Origin of the sequence: Halorubrum xinjiangense, assembly GCF_049604745.1 — an archaeon.
Taxonomy (GTDB): domain Archaea; phylum Halobacteriota; class Halobacteria; order Halobacteriales; family Haloferacaceae; genus Halorubrum; species Halorubrum xinjiangense_A.
Genome location: NZ_CP187140.1, coordinates 883,456 through 901,744 on the forward strand (window position 1 = coordinate 883,456; position 18,289 = coordinate 901,744).

Consider the following 18,289-nt stretch of genomic DNA (forward strand, 5'->3'; position numbering starts at 1 on the left):
CCCCGCCGATCACAGGTCGCGCCAAGCGCCGAGGAACCGCTGGACCGCGGTGAGGTGCCCGACGACGGCGAACAGCGCGAGCAGGAGGCCGACGACGTTCAGCCCGGCGATGATCGGCGCGGAGTAGACCGCGGCGGCGACGCCGACGATCCCGGCGAGCGCGAGCCGGTCGGCCCGGCCGAGGAGCCCGCCGTACTCGCGCCCGATGCCGACCGCCTGGATCTGCGTTCCGAGGTAGGAGGTGAGGAGGACGCCCGTGACGGCGGCGAAGCCGAGCGCGTACGCCTCGACGCCGGCCGTGAACCCCGCGATGATCGCCACGTCGGCGTAGCGGTCGAGGACGTGGTCGAGGAAGTCGCCCCCGTCGGAGGCGACCCCCTGGTGGCGCGCGAGGGCGCCGTCGACGACGTCGAGCCAGCCGTTGAGGAGGACGAGGAGGGCGCCGGCGGCGTAGAGCGGACTCGACCCGGCGGCGAAGGCCCCGGCGGCCGCGACGGCGACGAGGAACGCGAGTACGCTCACCTGGTCGGGCGAGAGGCCCAGCCTGTCGGCCGCCGACACCCACGGGCCGAGCAGGCGGTCCGCGACGGAGCGGTACTGGTCGAGAGTCATCTATCGTCTCGACGCTCGCGGCCGGCTCATATATAATCGATGAAGTCCACGGTGCCGGCGCTCGGCTCGCGCTCGCCGTCGATCGCCGCGCGGATCGCGTCGGCGACCGCCTCTGGGTCGCGGTCGGTCGCGTCGACCTCGTAGACGTTCTCGACGCCGTGCTCGTCGACCGCCTCCGAGAGGATCACGTCGAGCGCCTCGCTCTCGGCGTTCTCGGCGGCGGTCTCCGGTGACTCGCCGCGCTCGATCAAGCGCGATTCGATCGTTTCCGGGTGACAGCGCAACACGACCACGCGGTCGACGTCGAATCGGTGCGCGAGATGCGAGTCGAGGACGCCGCTCCAGTCGCCGAGGTGCTCGCGGACCGCGTCGAGGTCTGCGACGAGCGTGTCGCGGTCGTCGTCGCGCTCGGTCCAGAGCTCGTCGTCCGACTTGATCCGGTCGTTGAGGTGGATCACGTCGTACTCGCCCTCAAGCAGCGCTGTCGCGGTCGACTTGCCGGTTCCGGGGGTTCCCGTGACGGCGACGCGGTCTGCGCGGCCGCGGTCGCTTTCATCGGAGGTCTCGGTGTCGCTCACGCGCTGACACCGAGTTCGAGGTCCGCCAGCGTCTCGTTGAGCAGGTCGACCGCCTCGCGGGTCTCCTCGCGGGTGCCCGTCGAGATCCGGACGTGCTCCGGGAGCCCGAACGAGGTGCAGTCGCGGATGATCACGCCGCGCTCCTGAGCCGCCTCGGCGACGCGTTCGCCGTCGCCGACCGCGGCGAGGACGAAGTTGCCCGCGGAGTCGACGGTGGGCGCGTCGAGTTCACTCGCGATGTACTCGCGGGCCCACCGGGCCGTCTCGACCGACTGCTCGACGTGCTCGTCGTCGTCGAGCGCGGCAAGCGCGGCGCGGCAGGCGAGCTCGTTGGCCGCGAACGGCGTGTTGACGCGGGCGTACGCCTCGCCCCACGCCTCGGGGACGACGCTGTAGCCGATCCGGAGCCCCGCGAGGCCGTACGCCTTCGAGAAGGTGCGGAGGACCGCCACGTCGTCGCGCTCGTCGACGAGCGGGATCGCGCTGTCCACCTCGGCGAACTCGCCGTACGCCTCGTCGACGACGACGAGCGTCTCCTCGGCGGTCGCGTCCGCGATCGCCTCGATTTCGTCGAGGGGCATCGTCGAGCCGGAGGGGTTGTGCGGCGAGGTGACGTAGACGATCCGCTCGCCGCCGTAGGCGCCAAGGACGGTCTCCGCGTCCTGCGCGAAGCCGTCGGCCGCGGAGAGCTCGTACTCCGTCACCTCGCCGTGGTGGTACCGCGACGACATCGCGTAGTAGGCGAAGCCGGGGCTCGGCACGAGGACCTCGTCGCCGGGCTCCAACGCGGCCCGCGAGAGGTAGTCGATCGAGCCGTCGGCGCCCGGCGACACCCACACCTGTTCGTCGTCGACGCCCCACTTCGCGGCGATCTTCGCGGTGAGGTCCGTGTGCGAGGACTTCGGGTACTGGTTCACCCGGTCGGCGTGCTCGCGGATCGCCTCGACGGCCGCCGGGCTCGGGCCGTGCGGGTTCTCGTTCGAGGAGAGCTTGATGAGGTCGTCGGGGTCGAGCCCGCGCTCGCGGGCGACCTCCTCGACGCCTCGCCCGGGCACGTACGGCGAGTGATCGGAGAGATCCCGTGGTCGCATGCCCGGGACTCGGGGGCCGCCGGGCTTAAGCGTGGTCTTGGCGGCCGCGGGTCACCGCTGTGAAGCCTCGCCGGTCAGCCGTCGCTCGGCCTCCTCGACGACCCCGGGGCGTCCGGCGAGATCGACGGTGACGGTCCCGCCGCCGTAGTCGACGCCGGCGACGACGCCGCGGTCGTACGCCCACGAGAGCGCGGCCTGCGCGTCGCCGCCGTTCGGCGCCTCGGCCCTCGCCGTCGCCGTCGGCAGCGCGTCCGCCACCGCGTCCGCGAGGTCGGCGAGCCCGGTCTCGTCGCGGACGCTGACCGGGATCGGCGAGCGGAGCGCGTCGACGACGGGGGCGTCCCGCGGGTCCAAGTCGGCGACCGCGCCCTCGTAGGCATTGACCGCCGCCGCGAGCCCGTCTGCCCCGACCTCGTCCGCCTTCGACAGCACAGGGATCACGGGCCCGTCGGTCGCCTCGATCGCCGACAGCGACGCCATGAGCTTGCGGCGCAGGGCCGCCGGCTCGTCGCTCGCGTCGACGACGAGGAGCGCGCAGTCGGCCGCCCGGATCGCGTCGATCGTCGTCCGGAACGAGCGAACCGCCTCGTGGGGGAGCCCGTCGAGGAAGCCGACGGTGTCGGTGACGAGGGCCCGCCGCCCGCCGACCGTCGCTCGGCGCGTCGTCGTCGAGAGCGTCTCGAACGGCCGGTCCGCGACCGCGAGCGGGCCGTCGCCGTCCGCCGGGTCGCCCTCGGCGCCGTCCGGGTATCCGGGGTCACCGCCGCGGGGTTCGGATTCCCCTCCGAACTCGGGGTCGTCGACCTCGTCGGCGAGCCGGCGGGCCAGCGTCGACTTCCCGGCGTTGGTGTACCCCGCGAGCGCGACGAGGTCGAACCTGGCGGCCCGGCGCTCCGCCCGGCGCGCCGCCCTCTCGTCCGCGATCTCGTCGAGGGCTCGCTCGGCCGACTCGATCCGCTTCTCGACGTCGAGCACGCGGCTGTCGCCCTCCGGCTGGAGGCGCACGTCCTCGCTCGCGTCGCGGGCGACCGCCTCGCGGAGCCGCGGGAGCTCGTAGCGGAGTCGGGCCAGCTCCAGCTGGCGGTCGGCGGCCCGGGAGTCGGCGGCGTCCGCGAACAGCTCCAACACGAGGCGCGGGCGGTCGATCACCGCGGTCCCGGGCGGCAGCAGGTCGCCCAGCGAGAACGTCTGACCGGGCGAGAGCCCGCCGTCGTAGATCACCGCCTCGGCGCCGACGTCGGCCGCGAGCCGCATCAGCTCCTCGGCCTTCCCGCGGCCGAGGTCGTAGGTCGGGTCCTCGCGGCGCCGCTGCGTGACCTCGCCGACGACCGCGTAGCCGGCCGCGGCGGCGAGCTCCCGGACCTCGGTCGTGTCCGCCGGATCGCCGTCGGATCGGGCCGCGACGACGGCTCGGGTCGCGTCGGCCGGCACGGCGTCGGGGTCGCTCGGTCCTGCTCCGCTCGGTCCTGGTCCGCTCGATGCGTCGCGCTCGTTCGTCGTGTCGTCGTCTCGTGACATTCGGTCGGGCGCTCGCGTCGGCCCGGAGAGGGGAGCGTCTCGCTCCGCGTACGGCCTCGTCGGCGCGTCCGTCGGGATCGAACCGGTCGGAGCGCGCCGCGACGGTACCGTCAGGAACCGGCGACGAACGAACTGGTCTCCATACCTCCGACTCCGGGGGCTGACACATAAGCGTTCACCGGAAACGAGGTGTGGTACCGAACCGCAAAAGACGGCGATCCGGCTGGAGATTCGGCCGCTCAGGGCACGCGAACGTCGTGTTCGAGCGTCCCCACGCCCTCGATCTCCACCTCGACGGTGTCGCCGTCGGAGAGGGCGCCGACGCCCTCGGGGGTGCCGGTCGCGATGACGTCGCCGGGTTCGAGCGTGAGGTACGTCGTGATCTCCTCGATCAGCGTCGGCACGTCGAAGATCATGTGCTCGCGGTCGCTCGACTGTTTCGTCTCGCCGTTGACGCGGAGCTCGACGCTCGCGTCCTCGGGCACCTCGTCGGGCGTCGCGAGGACCGGGCCGAGCGGCGCGGCGCCGTCGAACGCCTTCCCACGCACCCAGTTCTGTTCGCGGTTCTGGTCGTCGCGGTTCGACACGTCGTTCATACAGGTGAACCCCGCGACGACGTCCATCGCGTCCGCGGCGTCGACCGACTTGCACTGCTCGCCGATGACGACCGCGAACTCCGCCTCCCAGTCGATCCGGTCCTTGCCGGCGGGGACGGTCACGGTGTCGCCGTGGCTCGCCACCGCGTTCGGCGGCTTCAAGAAGAGCAGCGGGCGGTCGGGGACGTCGTTGCCGAGCTCAGCGGCGTGGTCGGCGTAGTTGCGGCCGATACAGACGATCTTCGAGGGGTTGGTCGGCGCGAGCACGTCGATCGCGGGGTCCGAGAGCGCGTACTCGTCGCCGCCGAAGGCGACCGTGTCGGTCGCCGGGTCGTACTCGCCCTCGCGGATCGATCCGGCCGGGTCGCGGTACCGTGCGCGGTACATACGCGAGCGAACGGGCGGCCGCCCGAAAAGCGTTCCCGGAGAGGCAAGCGACGACCGCGACGGCGAGGGCTCACCGATTCACTCGGTCGAATCGGTCGTCTCGCGAACCGAGTCGGTCGTCGTCTCGTCAGTCGAATCCCCGGTCGCGTCGTCACCGGACGCGGTGTCAATCCCGCCGTCGTCGGCCGCGATGTCGTCGAGCGACGGCGCCCCGATCCGGTCGCCGAACAGCTCCGACTGCGCGCAGTCGACGCAGTAGTGGTTGTGGCGGATCGAGTGGGTCCGGACCGGGATGCCGGCGACGACCGTCTCATCGCGGCGCCGCCTGACGAGGCCGCGCTCGAACCCCTCGCCGCAGACGACGCAGGGCTCGTCGACGGATTCGGGCGGCCGGACGACCCGGTGGTCGACCGTCTTCTGCCGGCCGAACGACGTAAGCCCGTGGCGGCGGTCGAGTCGCCGGCGGACCGGCGGGGCCACGCCGAGGCCGAGCCCGGCGAACGCGAGCCCGATCAGCGCGGCGGGCGGGGAGCTGCTCGTCGCCGCGAGGAACCCGATCCAGCCGCCGATCAACAACAGCAGCGCGGTCAGGACGTACGCGGTGGCGGTCTCCATCCGACCCGCGTCCTCGACGCTCGACGGGGCGCGTGCCGGCGTCTCGTCACCCCGGACGAGTCGGCGCCGCTCCGCCAGCTTGGAGTAGTGCCACCAGCCGTACAGCAGGTTCCCGATGCCGCTGGTGAAGATGAACAGGAGGATGTGGATGCCGACGGAGCCGATACCGCGGTCGACGAGGACCACTCGGTCCCCGTCGTCCCGTTCGATGTCCCACCCGGCGTCGAGGTGGTCCTGGACGCGGCGGCGGAAGGCGCGCTCGCTCTCCTCGGCTGAAGGCGAATCGGCGTTGCCCGACCGCTCTGGCCGGCCGCTCGACCGCCCCGACGCGACGGACCCGCCGCCCGACCGCGACGCGCCGCAGTTCGAACAGAACCGGTCATCGTCGTCGAACGCCTCGCCGCACGCGGCGCAGTACGCGGGGTCGGACGGGTCGCTGAGGTCGGCGCCGCAGTCGGGGCAGAAGCTCGCCCCGGCCGGCACCGCCTCGCCGCAGGCGGGGCAGGCGGCCGGCGGGCCGCCGGGGTCGCTGGTCTCGGAGGGCATCTAATCGAGATTCGCGTTCTCACTGTTAATTGCTTTCGCCGCCGGGCGACGGCTTCCGCGGCGTCGAGTTTTATTACGGCGCGCCGAGATATACCGGACGGACTATGGAACTCACCTGGCACGGCCACTCCACGTGGCACGTCGTCGTCGAGGACACGGAGCTACTCATCGACCCGTTCTTCGACAACCCGAAGACCGATGTCGACCCCGAGGAGCTCGACCCCGACTACCTGCTCTTGACTCACGGGCACGCGGACCACATCGCCGACGCGGCCGAGTTCGAGGACGCAACCGTCGTCGCCACCCCGGAGCTGACCGCCTACGTCCAGGAGAACTTCGGCCTCGAGAACGCCGTCGCCGCCGGCGGGATGAACATCGGCGGGACCGTCGAGTGCGGCGACGCGTGGGTGACGATGGTCCGCGCGGACCACTCGAACGGCATCGAGAACGACCCCGACTACTCCGCCGGCATGCCGGCCGGGTTCGTCATCGGCGACAAGAAGCCGACACAGGAGTCGGACGGCGACTGCACCACTTTCTACCACGCCGGCGACACGGGCCTGATGTCCGAGATGGTCGACGTGATCGCCCCGTACCTCGAACCGGACGCCGCCGCCTTGCCCGCCGGCGACCACTTCACGATGGGGCCCGCGGGCGCCGGCATCGCCGCCGACTGGGTGGGCGCCGACGTCGTCTTCCCGATGCACTACGACTCGTTCGGCCCGATCGAGATCGAGACCCGCGAGTTCGTCAACGAGGTGAAGGCCGCGGGCGCCGCCGCCGAGCCGGTCGTCCTCGACGGCGACGAGACGTACACGCTGGAGTAACGACCTCGGGGCGAGCGGGCCACCGGTGACTCCGCCATTTTTCGACGGGAGTTCGAACGCGCAGCGTCGGCATCGCGTCACCACTGCGTCGCCCACGATCGCGCCGCTCTCCCTCCCCGGCAGCCACGTCCCGTGTCGGCAGCCTTTAGCGCCGGGAGGCCGAACGGACACTCGACTATGGCAGACATCGAGACGTCCACGGTTTCCGAGGAAGGGTACGCGAGCACCAGCCAGGTCGGCGAGTTCGACCTCCAGATCGACGCGACCGACGAGACGGGCCCGAACCCGAACGCGACGCTCGTCGCGACGTACGCCTCCTGTTATCTCCCGGCGCTCCGCGTCGGCGGGAGCCAGCGCGGCGAGGAGGACCTCGGCACGATCCAGATCGACGCGAGCGCCGAGCTCGACGATGACGACGACCTCGAATCGATCGCCTTCGACGTCCACATCGAGGCCGACCTCGACGAGGAGACCGCCGCCGACATCGCCGAGCGCGCCGAGGGCATCTGTCACGTCCACAGCGCGCTCCGCGAGGGGCTCCACGCCGACGTCAGCGTCTACCCCGGCGCGTTCTAAGGGCCTACCGCCGCGTCGACCGTTCCTTTTCGCAGTCGGTTCGGACGCGCGACCCGCCCGCTCAGTCCTGCGGCTCGACCGCCTCGCCGGGCGACTCTGACTCCTGCGGCGACGGCTCTGGGCGGTCGACGCCGGTGAACTCGAACCGGGCGCCGCCGCGCTCTCCCTCCGTGACCGTGACGTCCCAGCCGTGCGCCTCGGCGATGCGCTGGACGATGGAGAGCCCGAAGCCGGTCCCCGTCTCGGAGGTCGTGTAGCCGCTCTCGAACACCGTCTCCCGCTCGTCGGGGTCGATCCCGGGGCCGTCGTCCTCGACGTAGAAGCCGTCCGGGAGGTCGCCGACGACGACCCGGTCGCCGCCGTGTTCGGCGGCGTTTCGGAACAGATTTCCGAGGAGCTGGCGGACCCGCCCGGGATCGGCGCAGATTTCGCCGTCGGCGTCGACTTCGACCCCGATCGGAGTGGCCTCCGTCTCGCCGTCAGCGGTGTCGTCGGGGTCGCCGCTCGCCTCGCCGCCGAACGGATCCTCGCCGCCTGCCGATCCGAACGCGTCGTCGCTGTACCCGGCGGCCAGATCGCCGAGGTGGACGCGCTCGAACGACCCGACCGCCTCGCCCTGCTTGGCGAGCGCGAGCACATCCTCGATGAGCCGCTCCATCTCGTCGAGCGCGCGCTCGCAGCGGTCGAAGTAGGAGTCGGTCCCCGTCTCGCGGGCGAGCCGGAGGTACCCCGAGAGGACGTTGAGCGGGTTTCGGAGGTCGTGCGAGACGATGCTCGCGAACTCGTCGAGCCGCTCGTTCTCCCGCTCGATGCGGCGCTCGTACGCCTTGCGCTCGGAGATGTCGCGGCTGCTCGCCAGGAAGCGGTCCTCGCCTTGGACGTCGATCCGCCTGACGTGGACCTCGACGGGGAACGTCGAGCCGTCGGCGCGAGCGAACGTCGTCTCCAGCCGGACCGTCTCGTCCATCTCCAGCCCGTTCCAGAGCCGCACGCCCTCGTCGGGGTCGAGTTCGGTGTCCACTTCCCAGACGTCCATGCCGACGATCTCCCCGTCGTCGTACCCGAGCGCGTCGGTCATCGCCCGGTTCGCGTCGACGATCTCGCCCGCCTCGTCGTGGATGTCGATCATGTCCGGCGAGCGCTCGAACAGCGCCTCCAGCCGCGCAGTGGTGCGTTCGAGCCGCTGCTGTCGCCGCCGCTCGTCGGTCACGTCGCGGGAGATGCCGAGGACCCCGTCGAACTCCCCGTCGATCACGAGCCGGGTCAGCCCGTAGTCGACGATCGCCTCGGGCTTCCCGGGCAGATCGACCTCGACCGTTCCGGCCAGCGAGTCGCGGTCGCCATCGACGAGGGCGTCGAAACGGTCTCCGTCGCCCGCCGCCTGAATGCGGTCGATGAGGCGGCTCTCGCGCCCGACGAGCGCCTCGGGGTCGGCCGCTAACACGTCGGCGGTGTGGTCGTTCGCGAGCGCGATGCGGCCGTCGGCGTCGTAGATACACACCGACTCCGGCAGCTCGTCGACGATGCGGCGGTACCGCTCGAGCTCTCGCTCGCGTTCCTTCTCCTCGGTGACGTCGATGTGGATCCCGACGGCCCGGAGCGGCTCGCCGTCGTCCGTCCGCTCGACGACTCGGCCGCGGTCGCGGATCCACTTCCAGTCGCCCGACGCGGTCCGCATCCGGTAGTCGGACTGGTAGAGATCGGTCTCCCCCGCGAAGTGCGCCTCGATGGCGTCCCAAGCGTCGCCGATGTCGTCGGGGTGGACGCGGTCCTCCCACGTCGACAGGTCGAAGTCGATCTCGTCGGTCTCGTGGCCGAGCATCGCGGCCCACCGCTCGTCGAACCGGACCTCGTCCGTGCGGACATCCCAGTCCCAGACGCCGACGTCGGCGCCCTCGACGGCCAGCTGGAGCCGCTCGGAGAGTTCGCGGAGCTCCCGCTCCCGTTCCCGCTTCTCCGTCACGTCCCGGAAGTACAGCGCGAGGCCGTCGGGTGTGGGGTGGGCGTTCACGACGAGGTCGGCGCCGAGCCGCTCGACGTGCTCTTCGAACCGTACCGGCTCGCCTGTCTCGGCGGCCTCGCGGAGGGCTTCCTCGCCGTCGGTGTCCGTAGTCTCCGGGAACAGATCCCAGATCCGTTCCCCGAGCAGTTCGTCGGCGTCGAGGTCGGTCATCCGGACCGCGCGGTCGTTGAGGTACGTCAGCCGCCACTCCGAGTCGACCTGACAGAACGCGTCGCTGGTGCGCTCCAGATGGGCGGCCAGCCGCCGGTCGCCGCGTGCCTGGGAGACCACGCCCTCGATAGCGCCCGCGAGCCGCGCGTACTGGTCGGCGGGCTCGTCTCGCCTGACGTACTCGTCGACGCCGGCCGAGATGGCGTCGCTGGCGACCCCCTCCGACCCGGATCCGGTGAACAGCACGAACGGCACGTCGCCGTGTCGGTCGCGAACGGCCTCCAAAAGCTCGACACCGTCGGTCTCGGGCAGTTCGTAGCCGGACACCACGCAGTCGAACGAGGCCGACGAGAGCGCTTCCAGCGCCGCCTCGGCGCCCTCGACCGGCACCACTTCGGTCCGGCCGTCGCGCGTCTCAAGGCGGCGGGCCGCCGCGTCGGCGAACCCCGACTCGTCGTCGACCGCGAGGACGCGTACGAGCGACGCCGCTCGCGGCCCCTCGCCCTCGTCGGCTCCGACCGGTTCCTCCATGTTGATTGATGTTTTCAATTCGACATGATAACCGTTTCGTTCGGTTTCATCGGACGACCGTCGAAACGGCGATGCCGGAGCCGACCGGGAGGATCGCCGTCTCCACGGCGTCGTCCGAGCGGACGGTCCCCACGTACTCGCCGATGCCGCGCGTCTCCTCGTCGACCGCGGCGTCCGGGAGCGGTTCGCCCGCCTCGAAGTGCGCGACGAGCGTCTCGAAGTCGATGGGGCCGCGAGTGATGTTATCCGCGACGATCACGCCGCCGGACCGGACCTTCGGGAGGACCGTCCGGTAGGCGTCGGCGTACCGTCCCTTCTGGTGGTCGATCAGGACCACGTCGAAGGGGCCCTCGTAGCGGTCTATCGTCTCCATCGCGTCGCCGACCTCGAAGGTGACGCGGTCGGCGTACCCGTGATCGGCGGCGAACGCGACGCCGCGCTCCGCCTCGTCGGCGTCGAACTCGGTACAGACCACGCTCCCGGCGCCGCCGCGGAGGAACCACGTGGCGGAATAGCCGAACCCGGAGCCGAACTCGAAGACGCGGTCGGCGTCCGTCAGGCGCGCGAGCAGGCGGAGGACTGCCCCCGCCTCGGGGCCGATGATCGGGAACCCCCACTCGTCGGCGAGGTCGGCCATCTCCGCCTGGATGGGGGTGTGGTCCGGCGCCGTCGCCGTCAGGAACCGACGCGCGGGGTCCGTGAGCACGTCCATACCCGCGACTCGAACGCGTGACACTTAAATCGGGACGGCGGGGCGGGCAGGGCAGAGGCGGCCGGACCCGCCCGGCGACCGCCGCGGCCCTGAAAACTGTTAAGTCCCGTTCGGTCGACCGATTCAATAATGTACGACCCTGAGGAACTCGCCGCGATCCGGGAGGCCAAGGAGTCGTGGGAGGACGGTACCTACGGCGAGACGGTCGAGCGGTTCGGCGAGCGCGAGGAGACGTTCACCACCGACACCGGCGGTCAGGAGGTCGACCCGCTGTACACCCCCGCCGATGTCGAGGTGGACTACCGCGAGGACCTCGGCTACCCCGGCGAGGAGCCGTACACCCGCGGCGTCTACTCGACGATGCACCGGGGGCGCCTGTGGACGATGCGCCAGTACGCGGGGATGGGCACCGCCGCGGAGACGAACGACCGGTTCCGCTACCTCATCGACGAGGGCTCATCCGGGCTCTCGATGGCGTTCGACCTCCCGACGCAGATGGGGTACGACTCCGACGCCGCGATGGCCGAGGGCGAGGTGGGGCGCTCCGGCGTCGCCATCGACACGCTCGACGACTTCGAGACCGTCTTCGACGGCATCCCGCTCGACGAGGTGTCCACGTCGATGACGATCAACGCCCCCGCCGCGGTGCTGCTCGCGATGTACGTCGCGATGGGCGACAAGCAGGGCGTCCCGCGCGACCAGCTCCGGGGGACGATCCAGAACGACATCATGAAGGAGTACATCGCGCGGAACCTCTACATCTACCCGCCGAAGGAGTCGATGCGGCTGATCACGGACATCTTCGAGTTCTGCGCGACCGAGACGCCGTCGTTCAACACCATCTCCATCTCGGGGTACCACATCCGGGAGGCGGGCTCGACCGCGGCCCAAGAGATCGCCTTCACCCTCGGCGACGGCATCGAGTACGTCGAGGCCGCGATCGACGCCGGGCTCGACGTCGACGAGTTCGCCCCGCAGCTCTCCTTCTTTTTCAACGCCCACAACAACATCTTCGAGGAGGCCGCGAAGTTCCGCGCCGCCCGCCGGATGTGGGCGCAGATCATGGACGAGCGGTTCGACGCCGAGAACCCCAAGTCGAAGCAGCTGAAGTTCCACACCCAGACCGGCGGCTCGACGCTCACCGCCCAGCAGATCGAGAACAACGTCGTCCGCGTCTCCTACCAAGCGCTCGCGGCGGTCCTCGGCGGCACCCAGAGCCTCCACACGAACGGGAAAGACGAGGCGCTCGCGCTCCCGACCGAGAAGTCCGTCCGGACCGCGCTCCGTACCCAGCAGATCCTCGCCCACGAGTCGGGCGCGGCCGACACGATCGACCCGCTCGCGGGCTCGTACTACGTCGAGGACCTCACCGACGGGATCGAGGAGGAGGCGTTCGAGATCCTCGAAGAGGTCGACCGCCGCGGCGGGATGCTGGAGGCCGTCGAGAGCGGCTGGGTCCAGCGGCAGATCCAAGACGTCGCCTTCGAGCGCCAGCAGGAGATCGAGGAGGGCGAGCGGATCATCGTCGGCGTCAACGAGTTCGAGGTCGACGAGGAACCGGAGATGGACTTAGAGGAGGTCGACCCTGACCAGGAGCAGAACCAGCGCGAGCGGCTGAACGGGGTGAAAGACGAGCGCGACGACGACGCGGTCGACGACGCGCTCGCCGGACTGCGCGAGGCCGCACAGGGGTCCGAGAACGTGATGCCCCACATCGTCGACGCGGTGAAGGCGTACGCGACGGTCCAGGAGGTCTCGGACGTGCTCCGCGACGAATTCGGCGAGTACAAGCCGGGGCGGTAGGTCGGGTCGCGACGCGCGTCGTTCGCGGACGGCTCAGTTCGCGCCCCGGACGACGTGCCCGTACTTCAGCAGCGCGACGAACACCCCGCCGCCGAAGGCGTTGCCCAGCGTCGCCAGCGCGAGGAACGCGGCGTAGTCGGCGACTGTGATCGCGGGTGAGACGATCAGCCCGAACAGCACCTCGACGTTGCCCGCGATCGAGTGCGGGAGGTGGAGCAGGCCGATCGTGCCGGTGACGATCAACACGAGCAGGATCCGCGCGGTCGTGTCCTGCGCCGCCGTGATGAGCCACGCCAGCAGCCCCATCAGCCAGCCGGCGAAGACGCCGCCGACGAACAGCCACGTGAGGTCGTGGTCGACGAGCTTCAGGGCGATGGTCTCGAACGCCGCCGGGTCGACGACGCCGAGCTCCGGCATCAGCAGCGTCACGAGCAACGTGAACAGCAGCCCGCCGACGATGTTCCCGACGTACACCAGCCCCCAGAGCCGGCCGAGCTGGCGGACCGACGCCTGGCGGTCGAGGACCGGGATGACGGCCAGCGTCGTGTGCTCGGTGAACAGCTCCGAGCGGCCGAGGATGACGAACATGAAGCCGATGGAGTAGACGCTCGCCAGCAGCAGCTCGGTCGGGAGGTCGCCGAAACCGCCGGGCGAGAGCGTCAACACGACCGCCATCATCAGCGGGCCGAACCCGATGTCGAGCCCCGCCGACAGCCCGGAGAGGAGCAGTCCGGAGCGCTCCCGGTTCATCTCGTGGAGCCCGCTCTCCAGCAGCGAGCCGAGGATGTTCCGCGAACTCATCTGCTCTGTCGACGCGTCGGTCTGTGAGTCGCTCACGGGTGGAGTCACCCCTGACTTCCATCGGACCGCACCCAAACCTTTGGATCCCGGCGGGGCGTGCGGGGAGGATCGCTCGGACCCCAACTCGCTCGGTCCTTATAAGTCGCCGGCGCCAGATCTGACACGTATGCGATTCGACCACGTCGGCGTCGCGACGAGTGACGCCACCGCCCTCGCCGACCTGTTCGGCGGCCTGCTCGACGCACCGGTCGCCCACGAGGAAGCGTTCGACGGGATGCGCGTCGTCTTCCTCGAACTCGACGGCGGCGGCTACTTTGAGCTGCTCGAACCGGACACCGGCGGGACGATCGCGGACTACCTCGATCGCGAGGGGCCCGGGGTCCACCACGTCGCGCTCGCGGTCGACGACCTCGCGGCCGCGCTCGACGACGCGCGCGAGCTCGGCATCGACCTCGTCGACGAGGAGCCGCGCCCCGGCGCGTGGGGCCACGAGGTGGCGTTTCTCCACCCGCGGTCGACGGGCGGCGTGCTCGTGGAGTTCGTCGAACACTGAGCGCCCGCGCCGCGCTCGGAGGGGACGCACCGCGCTCGAAGAAGGAGCGCCGCGGCTCAGTTGTCCGCCTCGGCCTCCACCGTCGGATCGTGCGTCTCGTACCAGTCGAGGATCTTCTCCAACCGGTGGATCGCGCGGTCGGGGTCGCCGATGTTGTGGTGCTCGTCGGGATAGACGACCAGCTCCGCGTCGATCCCCTGCTTCCGGGCGGCGACGTACAGCTGCTCGGACTGCGAGGGGGGACAGCGCCAGTCCTCGCCGCCGGCCATCACCAGCAGCGGCGTCTCGATGTTCCCGGCGTCGAGGACCGCCGTCGACGCGTCGTACGCCTCGGGATTCTCCCACGGGAGCCCGAACTCGGCCTCCAGCCAGACGTGGGTGTCGTCCGTGCCGAACGCCGAACGGAGGTCGTAGATGCCGTGTTCCGGCGCTGCGGCGGTGAACAGGTCGGGCTCCTGCGTGACGAGGAACCCCTGCGCGATGCCGCCGTACGAGAAGCCGTGGCCGAAGACGCGGTCGGGGTCGACCCAGCCGCGCTCCGCGAGCGATTCGACGCCCGCCGCGATGTCGTCGACCTCGGCGGTCCCCCACTTCCCGGTCAGCTCCGCGGTGAACTCCCGGCCGCGGGAGGTGCCGCCGCGGTAGTTCGGGCGGAAGACGAGGTAGCCCCGGCTCGTCAGCGCCGCGTGCCCGAAGCTGAAGACGGGCTCGTCGTACGACATCGGGCCGCCGTGGATCGCCACCACCAGCGGGTGATCGCCGTCATCGGGGTCAACGTCGGGGTCGTGGTAGAGCACGCCGTCGAGCGTCCAGCCGTCCGACTCCCACTCGACGCGGCGGGCCTCCGGCATCGAGAACTCGTCGACGAGCGACTCGTTGACGCGGGTGAGCCGCCGGAAGGAGTCTGGTTCGGACTCCTCATCGAGGTCGTCGACGTCGACCGCGTACAGGTCGGCCCCGGACTCCGGGTCCGAGAGGACCGTCACCGCCGTCGACCCGTCGTCGGCGACGTCGAACCCGGCCATCGCGCGGTCGCGCCCCTGCGCCTCGAAGATCCGCTCCGCGGTCCCGTCGGTCTCGACGCGGACCAGCCGCGTGCGGCTCTCGTCGGCGATCCGGGTGTAGATCGCGCCGTCGACCCACTCGATTGCGCCGCCGCGGGCGACCGTCCGGTCGAGGTCGGCCGTGAGCGAAGCCGCCCCATCCCCGCCCTCGTCCACGAGATACACCTCCGCCGGGGCGGGCGGGTCCTCGGGGTCGCTGGCGACCGTCGCGATCCCGTCGCCGTCGGGGGACCACGCCGGCACGCCGTGGGAGAGGTCACCGCCAGTGAGCCGCTCCGCGTCGCCGCCGTCGGGCGAGACCGCGTAGAGGTCGCGGACGGTGGTGTCGTCGGGGCGGTCCAGCCGGCAGGACGTGAACGCGATCCGGCCGTCCGGGCCCCACGCCGGGTCCATCCCGGCGAGGTCCTCGAATGCGCCGCCGCCGTACGCGTCGTCGAGCCGGCGGGGGTCGCTCTCGGAGTCGTCGAGGTCGACGACGAAGAGGTACCGCGTCACGTCGTCGGTCCACCCGGCGCCGTTCACCTTGTGCTGGAGCCGGGTCGTCTCGATCGGACCGCCCTCCTCGCGCACCTGATCGAGGTACTCCGACTCCTCGTCGGTCGGGTCGCGCGACTCGATCACCAGCTGGTCGCCCTCCGGCGACCAGTCGAAGCCCGCGACGCCCTCGTCGCGCTCGGTGACCTGACGCGCGTCGCCGCCCAGGGCGAGGTCGAAGATCCACACCTGCGGTTTGGGCTCCTCGTCGCCGTTGTCGGGTGATTCGTCGTCGCCGCCGTCGTCGCTCCCGTCGTCCGCCTCCGACGCCTCTCCCTCGTCCTCGTCGCCCTCTTCGTCTCGGTCGCGCCAGCCGACCCGTCGCTCGGCGTCGCGGTCGCGGGCGGCCACGAACGCGAGTCGGTCGCCGTCGGGGCCCCAAGTCGGCGCGGAGGCGCCCGACGCGCTCGTCAGCCGGTGCGGCTCGCGAGAGCCGTCGGTGGGGGCGACGAACAGCGAGGTGACCGCCTCGTCGGCGGCCTGATCGTACTCGGTCGCGGTGAAGGCGACGCGGTCGCCGGTCGGGGAGACGGCGACCTCGCCGACCTGCGTCAGGTCGTAGTACGCGTCCAGCGGCAGTTCCGACATGAACGCATCCAGCGGCGGGCGCAGGAAATACGTTCGGGCCGCGGAACCTCGGGGGTGGCCCACCCGACGCTGTTGGGTCGCGAAGCGGCCGACGGCGACCGACTTAACCGCGACGCGGCCCCACCGTCGACCGTGTTCCGCGACTGCTCGCGACCGATCGAGACGGGGATGCCGACGTACCCGGGCGACCCCGACGTGACGCTCGAACCCGACGCGACCCACGAGGCCGACGGCTACGCGACGAGCGAGCTCCGGACCGGCACCCACGCGGGAACGCACGTCGACGCGCCGAAACACACGGTTCCCGGTGGCGAGGCGATCGACGAGCAGGCGATCGGGCGGTTCGCCTTCGATGCCCGGCTCGTCGACTGCCGTCCTCTCGACCCGCGAGAACCCATCACGCCCGGCGCGCTGCCCGAACCGGACGCGATCGGTCCCGACGTCGACCTCCTCGTCCTCCGAACCGGCTGGGAGTCGCACTGGGGGACCGATCGATACCGCGACCACCCGTACCTGACCGAAGCTGCCGCCGAACGGTGTCGGGCGGCGGGCGTCGGCGTCGGCCTCGACACGTTCGGACCGGACCCGACGCCGACCGCGGGCGGAGGGGCCGACGGGGGGTCGACCGGGGACGACGAGCCCGACGGCACCCCCGCCCACGACGTCCTCTTGGGCCACTCGCTGCCGATCGTCGAGAACCTCTGCGGCCTCGACGGTCTCCCCGAGCGGTTCCGGCTGTACGCCTTCCCGCTCCGGCTGCGCGGAGCCGACGGGTCGCCGGTGCGCGCGGTCGCGGAGTGGGAGAAATAGGGCGGGCGCGGACCGCCGCGCGCGCCGGCTTGCGGGCGCCCCAGACCAAACCCGTTTTAAGCGTCGGCGACGAACCGCGCCATAAGGTCGATATCCATGGAAATGCCACGCCGCTTCAACACGTACTGCCCCAACTGTGACTCCCACCAGGAGCACGAGGTGGAGAAGGTTCGATCGGGTCGCGCGACCGGAATGAAGCGCGACGCGCGGCAGCGACGCCGCGCGCTCGCGACCATCGGCAACGCCGGCGGGTACTCGAAGGTGCCCGGTGGCGACAAGCCGACCAAGAAGACCCACCTGAAGTACCGCTGCGGCGACTGCGGGAAGGCCCACATGCGCGAGGGATGGCGCGCCGGCCGTCTCACGTTCCAGGAGTAAGCATGGCGGGAGACTTCCACCGCGTCGCCTGCGGCGACTGCGAGAACGAACAGGTCGTCTTCGGCAAGGCCTCCTCCACGGTGTCGTGTGCGGTCTGCGGCACGACCCTCGCGACCCCTACCGGCGGGGAGGCGGAGCTTCACGGCGAAATCGTCGAAACCGTTGAGGCGCGGTAACCGCCTCACCGCTCCGTCATGAAGTACAGCGGCTGGCCCGAACCCGGCGAGTTGGTGGTCGGCGACGTCGACGAGATCGCCGACTTCGGCGTCTTCGTCGACCTCGACGAGTACGAGGACAAGCGCGGCCTCTGCCACATCAGCGAGGTCGCCTCCGGCTGGATCAAGAACGTCCGCGACCACGTCCGCGAGGGACAGACGGTCGTTGCGAAGGTGTTGGAGGTCGACGAGTCGTCGAACCAGATCGACCTCTCGATCAAAGACGTCAACGAACACCAGCGCAAGGAGACGATCCAAGACTGGAAGAACGCCCAGAAGGCCGACAACTGGATGCTCATCGCGCTCGGCGAGGACGTCGACGACGACCGCTACACGTCGGTCGCGAACGCCCTCCTCGCGGAGTACGAGAGCCTCTACGACGCCTTCGAGTCGGCCGCGATCAGCGGCGACGAGGCGCTCGAGGACGTCGACGTCGACGACGATACCGCCGACGCGGTCGTCACGGCCGCCCGCGACAACGTCTCGGTCCCGTACGTCGACGTGACGGGCTACGTCGACCTCGAGTCGGCGGCCCCCGACGGCGTCGACGACGTCCGCGACGCGCTCGCGGCCGCCGAGGGGAACGGCGAGGTCCCGGACGGCGTCGAGCTCGACGTCGGCTACGTGGGCTCGCCCGAGTACCGGATCAAGGTCCGCGCGCCGGACTACAAGACGGCGGAGTCGCAGCTCGAAACCGCCGCCGAGCGCGCCCGCGAGTCGATCGAGGCCGCCGGCGGCGTCGGCGAGTTCCACCGCGAACGGCGCGAAGACGACGAGTAAC

18 protein-coding genes are annotated in these 18,289 nt (G+C 70.9%); 8 read left to right on the forward strand and 10 right to left on the reverse strand.

Translation table 11 applies throughout. The annotated features are described in order from the left end of the window. Positions 1-9 precede the first annotated feature (9 nt). The 6 genes from ACOZ35_RS05405 to ACOZ35_RS05430 form a co-directional block, all read right to left on the reverse strand. A complete protein-coding gene (locus tag ACOZ35_RS05405) occupies positions 10-612 on the reverse strand; it encodes a CDP-alcohol phosphatidyltransferase family protein (RefSeq protein ID WP_424015418.1) in 603 nt (200 codons plus the stop codon). Positions 613-638: 26 nt separating this feature from the next. Beyond that, entirely contained in the window at positions 639-1,190 is a 552-nt protein-coding gene (locus tag ACOZ35_RS05410) for an adenylate kinase family protein (protein ID WP_424015419.1), read from the reverse strand. Next, entirely contained in the window at positions 1,187-2,281 is a 1,095-nt protein-coding gene (hisC, locus tag ACOZ35_RS05415; protein ID WP_424015420.1) for a histidinol-phosphate transaminase, read from the reverse strand. The genes ACOZ35_RS05410 and hisC overlap by 4 nt, the downstream gene beginning before the upstream one ends. Positions 2,282-2,332: 51 nt before the next feature. Next, complete coding sequence (locus ACOZ35_RS05420) at positions 2,333-3,799, reverse strand: GTPase (protein WP_424015421.1); 1,467 nt, start codon at positions 3,797-3,799, stop codon at positions 2,333-2,335. Positions 3,800-4,038: 239 nt separating this feature from the next. Next, complete coding sequence (locus tag ACOZ35_RS05425) at positions 4,039-4,782, reverse strand: fumarylacetoacetate hydrolase family protein (protein WP_424015422.1); 744 nt, start codon at positions 4,780-4,782, stop codon at positions 4,039-4,041. 78 nt (positions 4,783-4,860) lie between these two features. Beyond that, the gene (locus ACOZ35_RS05430; RefSeq protein WP_424015423.1) at positions 4,861-5,943 is read right to left on the reverse strand and encodes a double zinc ribbon domain-containing protein; all 1,083 of its coding nucleotides are present in this window, start codon (positions 5,941-5,943) and stop codon (positions 4,861-4,863) included. A gap of 104 nt (positions 5,944-6,047) precedes the next feature. Here ACOZ35_RS05430 and ACOZ35_RS05435 point away from each other — a divergent pair, with 104 nt between their 5' ends. Both ACOZ35_RS05435 and ACOZ35_RS05440 read left to right on the forward strand, forming a co-directional pair. Continuing rightward, entirely contained in the window at positions 6,048-6,770 is a 723-nt protein-coding gene (locus ACOZ35_RS05435) for a metal-dependent hydrolase (RefSeq protein ID WP_424015424.1), read from the forward strand. 177 nt (positions 6,771-6,947) lie between these two features. Further along, entirely contained in the window at positions 6,948-7,346 is a 399-nt protein-coding gene (locus tag ACOZ35_RS05440; RefSeq protein WP_424015425.1) for an OsmC family protein, read from the forward strand. A gap of 61 nt (positions 7,347-7,407) precedes the next feature. On the opposite strand, the gene ACOZ35_RS05445 is transcribed toward ACOZ35_RS05440, so the two are convergent. Together ACOZ35_RS05445 and ACOZ35_RS05450 are read right to left on the reverse strand one after the other, a co-directional pair. After that, positions 7,408-10,050: a PAS domain S-box protein gene (locus tag ACOZ35_RS05445; protein WP_424015426.1), complete on the reverse strand. Its 2,643-nt coding sequence runs from the start codon at positions 10,048-10,050 to the stop codon at positions 7,408-7,410. Positions 10,051-10,096: 46 nt separating this feature from the next. Then, entirely contained in the window at positions 10,097-10,762 is a 666-nt protein-coding gene (locus ACOZ35_RS05450) for an O-methyltransferase (RefSeq protein WP_424015427.1), read from the reverse strand. Positions 10,763-10,891: 129 nt separating this feature from the next. On the opposite strand from ACOZ35_RS05450, the gene ACOZ35_RS05455 reads away from it, so the two are divergent. After that, a complete protein-coding gene (locus ACOZ35_RS05455; RefSeq protein WP_424015428.1) occupies positions 10,892-12,565 on the forward strand; it encodes an acyl-CoA mutase large subunit family protein in 1,674 nt (557 codons plus the stop codon). 33 nt (positions 12,566-12,598) lie between these two features. Here the strand turns inward: ACOZ35_RS05455 and ACOZ35_RS05460 are convergent, their stop codons facing one another. Continuing rightward, positions 12,599-13,402, reverse strand: a complete 804-nt coding sequence (locus ACOZ35_RS05460) for a formate/nitrite transporter family protein (RefSeq protein WP_424015429.1) — start codon at positions 13,400-13,402, stop codon at positions 12,599-12,601. A 130-nt stretch (positions 13,403-13,532) separates the two neighbouring features. Between ACOZ35_RS05460 and mce the strand changes: the two genes are divergently transcribed. Continuing rightward, positions 13,533-13,919 carry a methylmalonyl-CoA epimerase gene (mce, locus tag ACOZ35_RS05465; protein WP_424015430.1) on the forward strand — a complete coding sequence of 129 codons (387 nt, stop codon included), beginning with the start codon at positions 13,533-13,535 and terminating at the stop codon, positions 13,917-13,919. Between the two features lie 56 nt (positions 13,920-13,975). Here mce and ACOZ35_RS05470 read toward each other — a convergent pair whose 3' ends face one another. Further along, a complete protein-coding gene (locus ACOZ35_RS05470; RefSeq protein ID WP_424015431.1) occupies positions 13,976-16,105 on the reverse strand; it encodes a S9 family peptidase in 2,130 nt (709 codons plus the stop codon). 132 nt (positions 16,106-16,237) lie between these two features. Between ACOZ35_RS05470 and ACOZ35_RS05475 the strand changes: the two genes are divergently transcribed. The 4 genes from ACOZ35_RS05475 (at position 16,238) to ACOZ35_RS05490 (ending at position 18,288) form a co-directional block, all read left to right on the forward strand. Further along, on the forward strand, positions 16,238-16,915 hold the full coding sequence (locus tag ACOZ35_RS05475; protein ID WP_424015432.1) for a cyclase family protein: 678 nt from the start codon (positions 16,238-16,240) through the stop codon (positions 16,913-16,915). A 96-nt stretch (positions 16,916-17,011) separates the two neighbouring features. Beyond that, positions 17,012-17,293, forward strand: coding sequence for a 50S ribosomal protein L44e (locus tag ACOZ35_RS05480; RefSeq protein WP_008004085.1), 282 nt, complete (start codon positions 17,012-17,014; stop codon positions 17,291-17,293). A gap of 2 nt (positions 17,294-17,295) precedes the next feature. Continuing rightward, positions 17,296-17,469: a 30S ribosomal protein S27e gene (locus tag ACOZ35_RS05485; protein ID WP_004595868.1), complete on the forward strand. Its 174-nt coding sequence runs from the start codon at positions 17,296-17,298 to the stop codon at positions 17,467-17,469. 18 nt (positions 17,470-17,487) lie between these two features. After that, entirely contained in the window at positions 17,488-18,288 is an 801-nt protein-coding gene (locus ACOZ35_RS05490; protein ID WP_424015433.1) for a translation initiation factor IF-2 subunit alpha, read from the forward strand. Position 18,289 lies beyond the last annotated feature (1 nt).

What these genes read in the sequence shown, in the direction of transcription:
- ACOZ35_RS05435 (WP_424015424.1), top strand. Translation starts at nt 6,048, where the DNA reads ATGGAACTCACCTGGCACGGCCACTCCACGTGGCACGTCGTCGTCGAG.
- hisC (WP_424015420.1), bottom strand. Translation starts at nt 2,281, where the DNA reads ATGCGACCACGGGATCTCTCCGATCACTCGCCGTACGTGCCCGGGCGA.
- ACOZ35_RS05490 (WP_424015433.1), top strand. Translation starts at nt 17,488, where the DNA reads ATGAAGTACAGCGGCTGGCCCGAACCCGGCGAGTTGGTGGTCGGCGAC.
- ACOZ35_RS05445 (WP_424015426.1), bottom strand. Translation starts at nt 10,050, where the DNA reads ATGGAGGAACCGGTCGGAGCCGACGAGGGCGAGGGGCCGCGAGCGGCG.
- ACOZ35_RS05485 (WP_004595868.1), top strand. Translation starts at nt 17,296, where the DNA reads ATGGCGGGAGACTTCCACCGCGTCGCCTGCGGCGACTGCGAGAACGAA.
- ACOZ35_RS05480 (WP_008004085.1), top strand. Translation starts at nt 17,012, where the DNA reads ATGGAAATGCCACGCCGCTTCAACACGTACTGCCCCAACTGTGACTCC.
- ACOZ35_RS05405 (WP_424015418.1), bottom strand. Translation starts at nt 612, where the DNA reads ATGACTCTCGACCAGTACCGCTCCGTCGCGGACCGCCTGCTCGGCCCG.
- ACOZ35_RS05450 (WP_424015427.1), bottom strand. Translation starts at nt 10,762, where the DNA reads ATGGACGTGCTCACGGACCCCGCGCGTCGGTTCCTGACGGCGACGGCG.
- ACOZ35_RS05430 (WP_424015423.1), bottom strand. Translation starts at nt 5,943, where the DNA reads ATGCCCTCCGAGACCAGCGACCCCGGCGGCCCGCCGGCCGCCTGCCCC.
- ACOZ35_RS05440 (WP_424015425.1), top strand. Translation starts at nt 6,948, where the DNA reads ATGGCAGACATCGAGACGTCCACGGTTTCCGAGGAAGGGTACGCGAGC.
- ACOZ35_RS05455 (WP_424015428.1), top strand. Translation starts at nt 10,892, where the DNA reads ATGTACGACCCTGAGGAACTCGCCGCGATCCGGGAGGCCAAGGAGTCG.
- ACOZ35_RS05420 (WP_424015421.1), bottom strand. Translation starts at nt 3,799, where the DNA reads ATGTCACGAGACGACGACACGACGAACGAGCGCGACGCATCGAGCGGA.
- ACOZ35_RS05425 (WP_424015422.1), bottom strand. Translation starts at nt 4,782, where the DNA reads ATGTACCGCGCACGGTACCGCGACCCGGCCGGATCGATCCGCGAGGGC.
- ACOZ35_RS05470 (WP_424015431.1), bottom strand. Translation starts at nt 16,105, where the DNA reads ATGTCGGAACTGCCGCTGGACGCGTACTACGACCTGACGCAGGTCGGC.
- mce (WP_424015430.1), top strand. Translation starts at nt 13,533, where the DNA reads ATGCGATTCGACCACGTCGGCGTCGCGACGAGTGACGCCACCGCCCTC.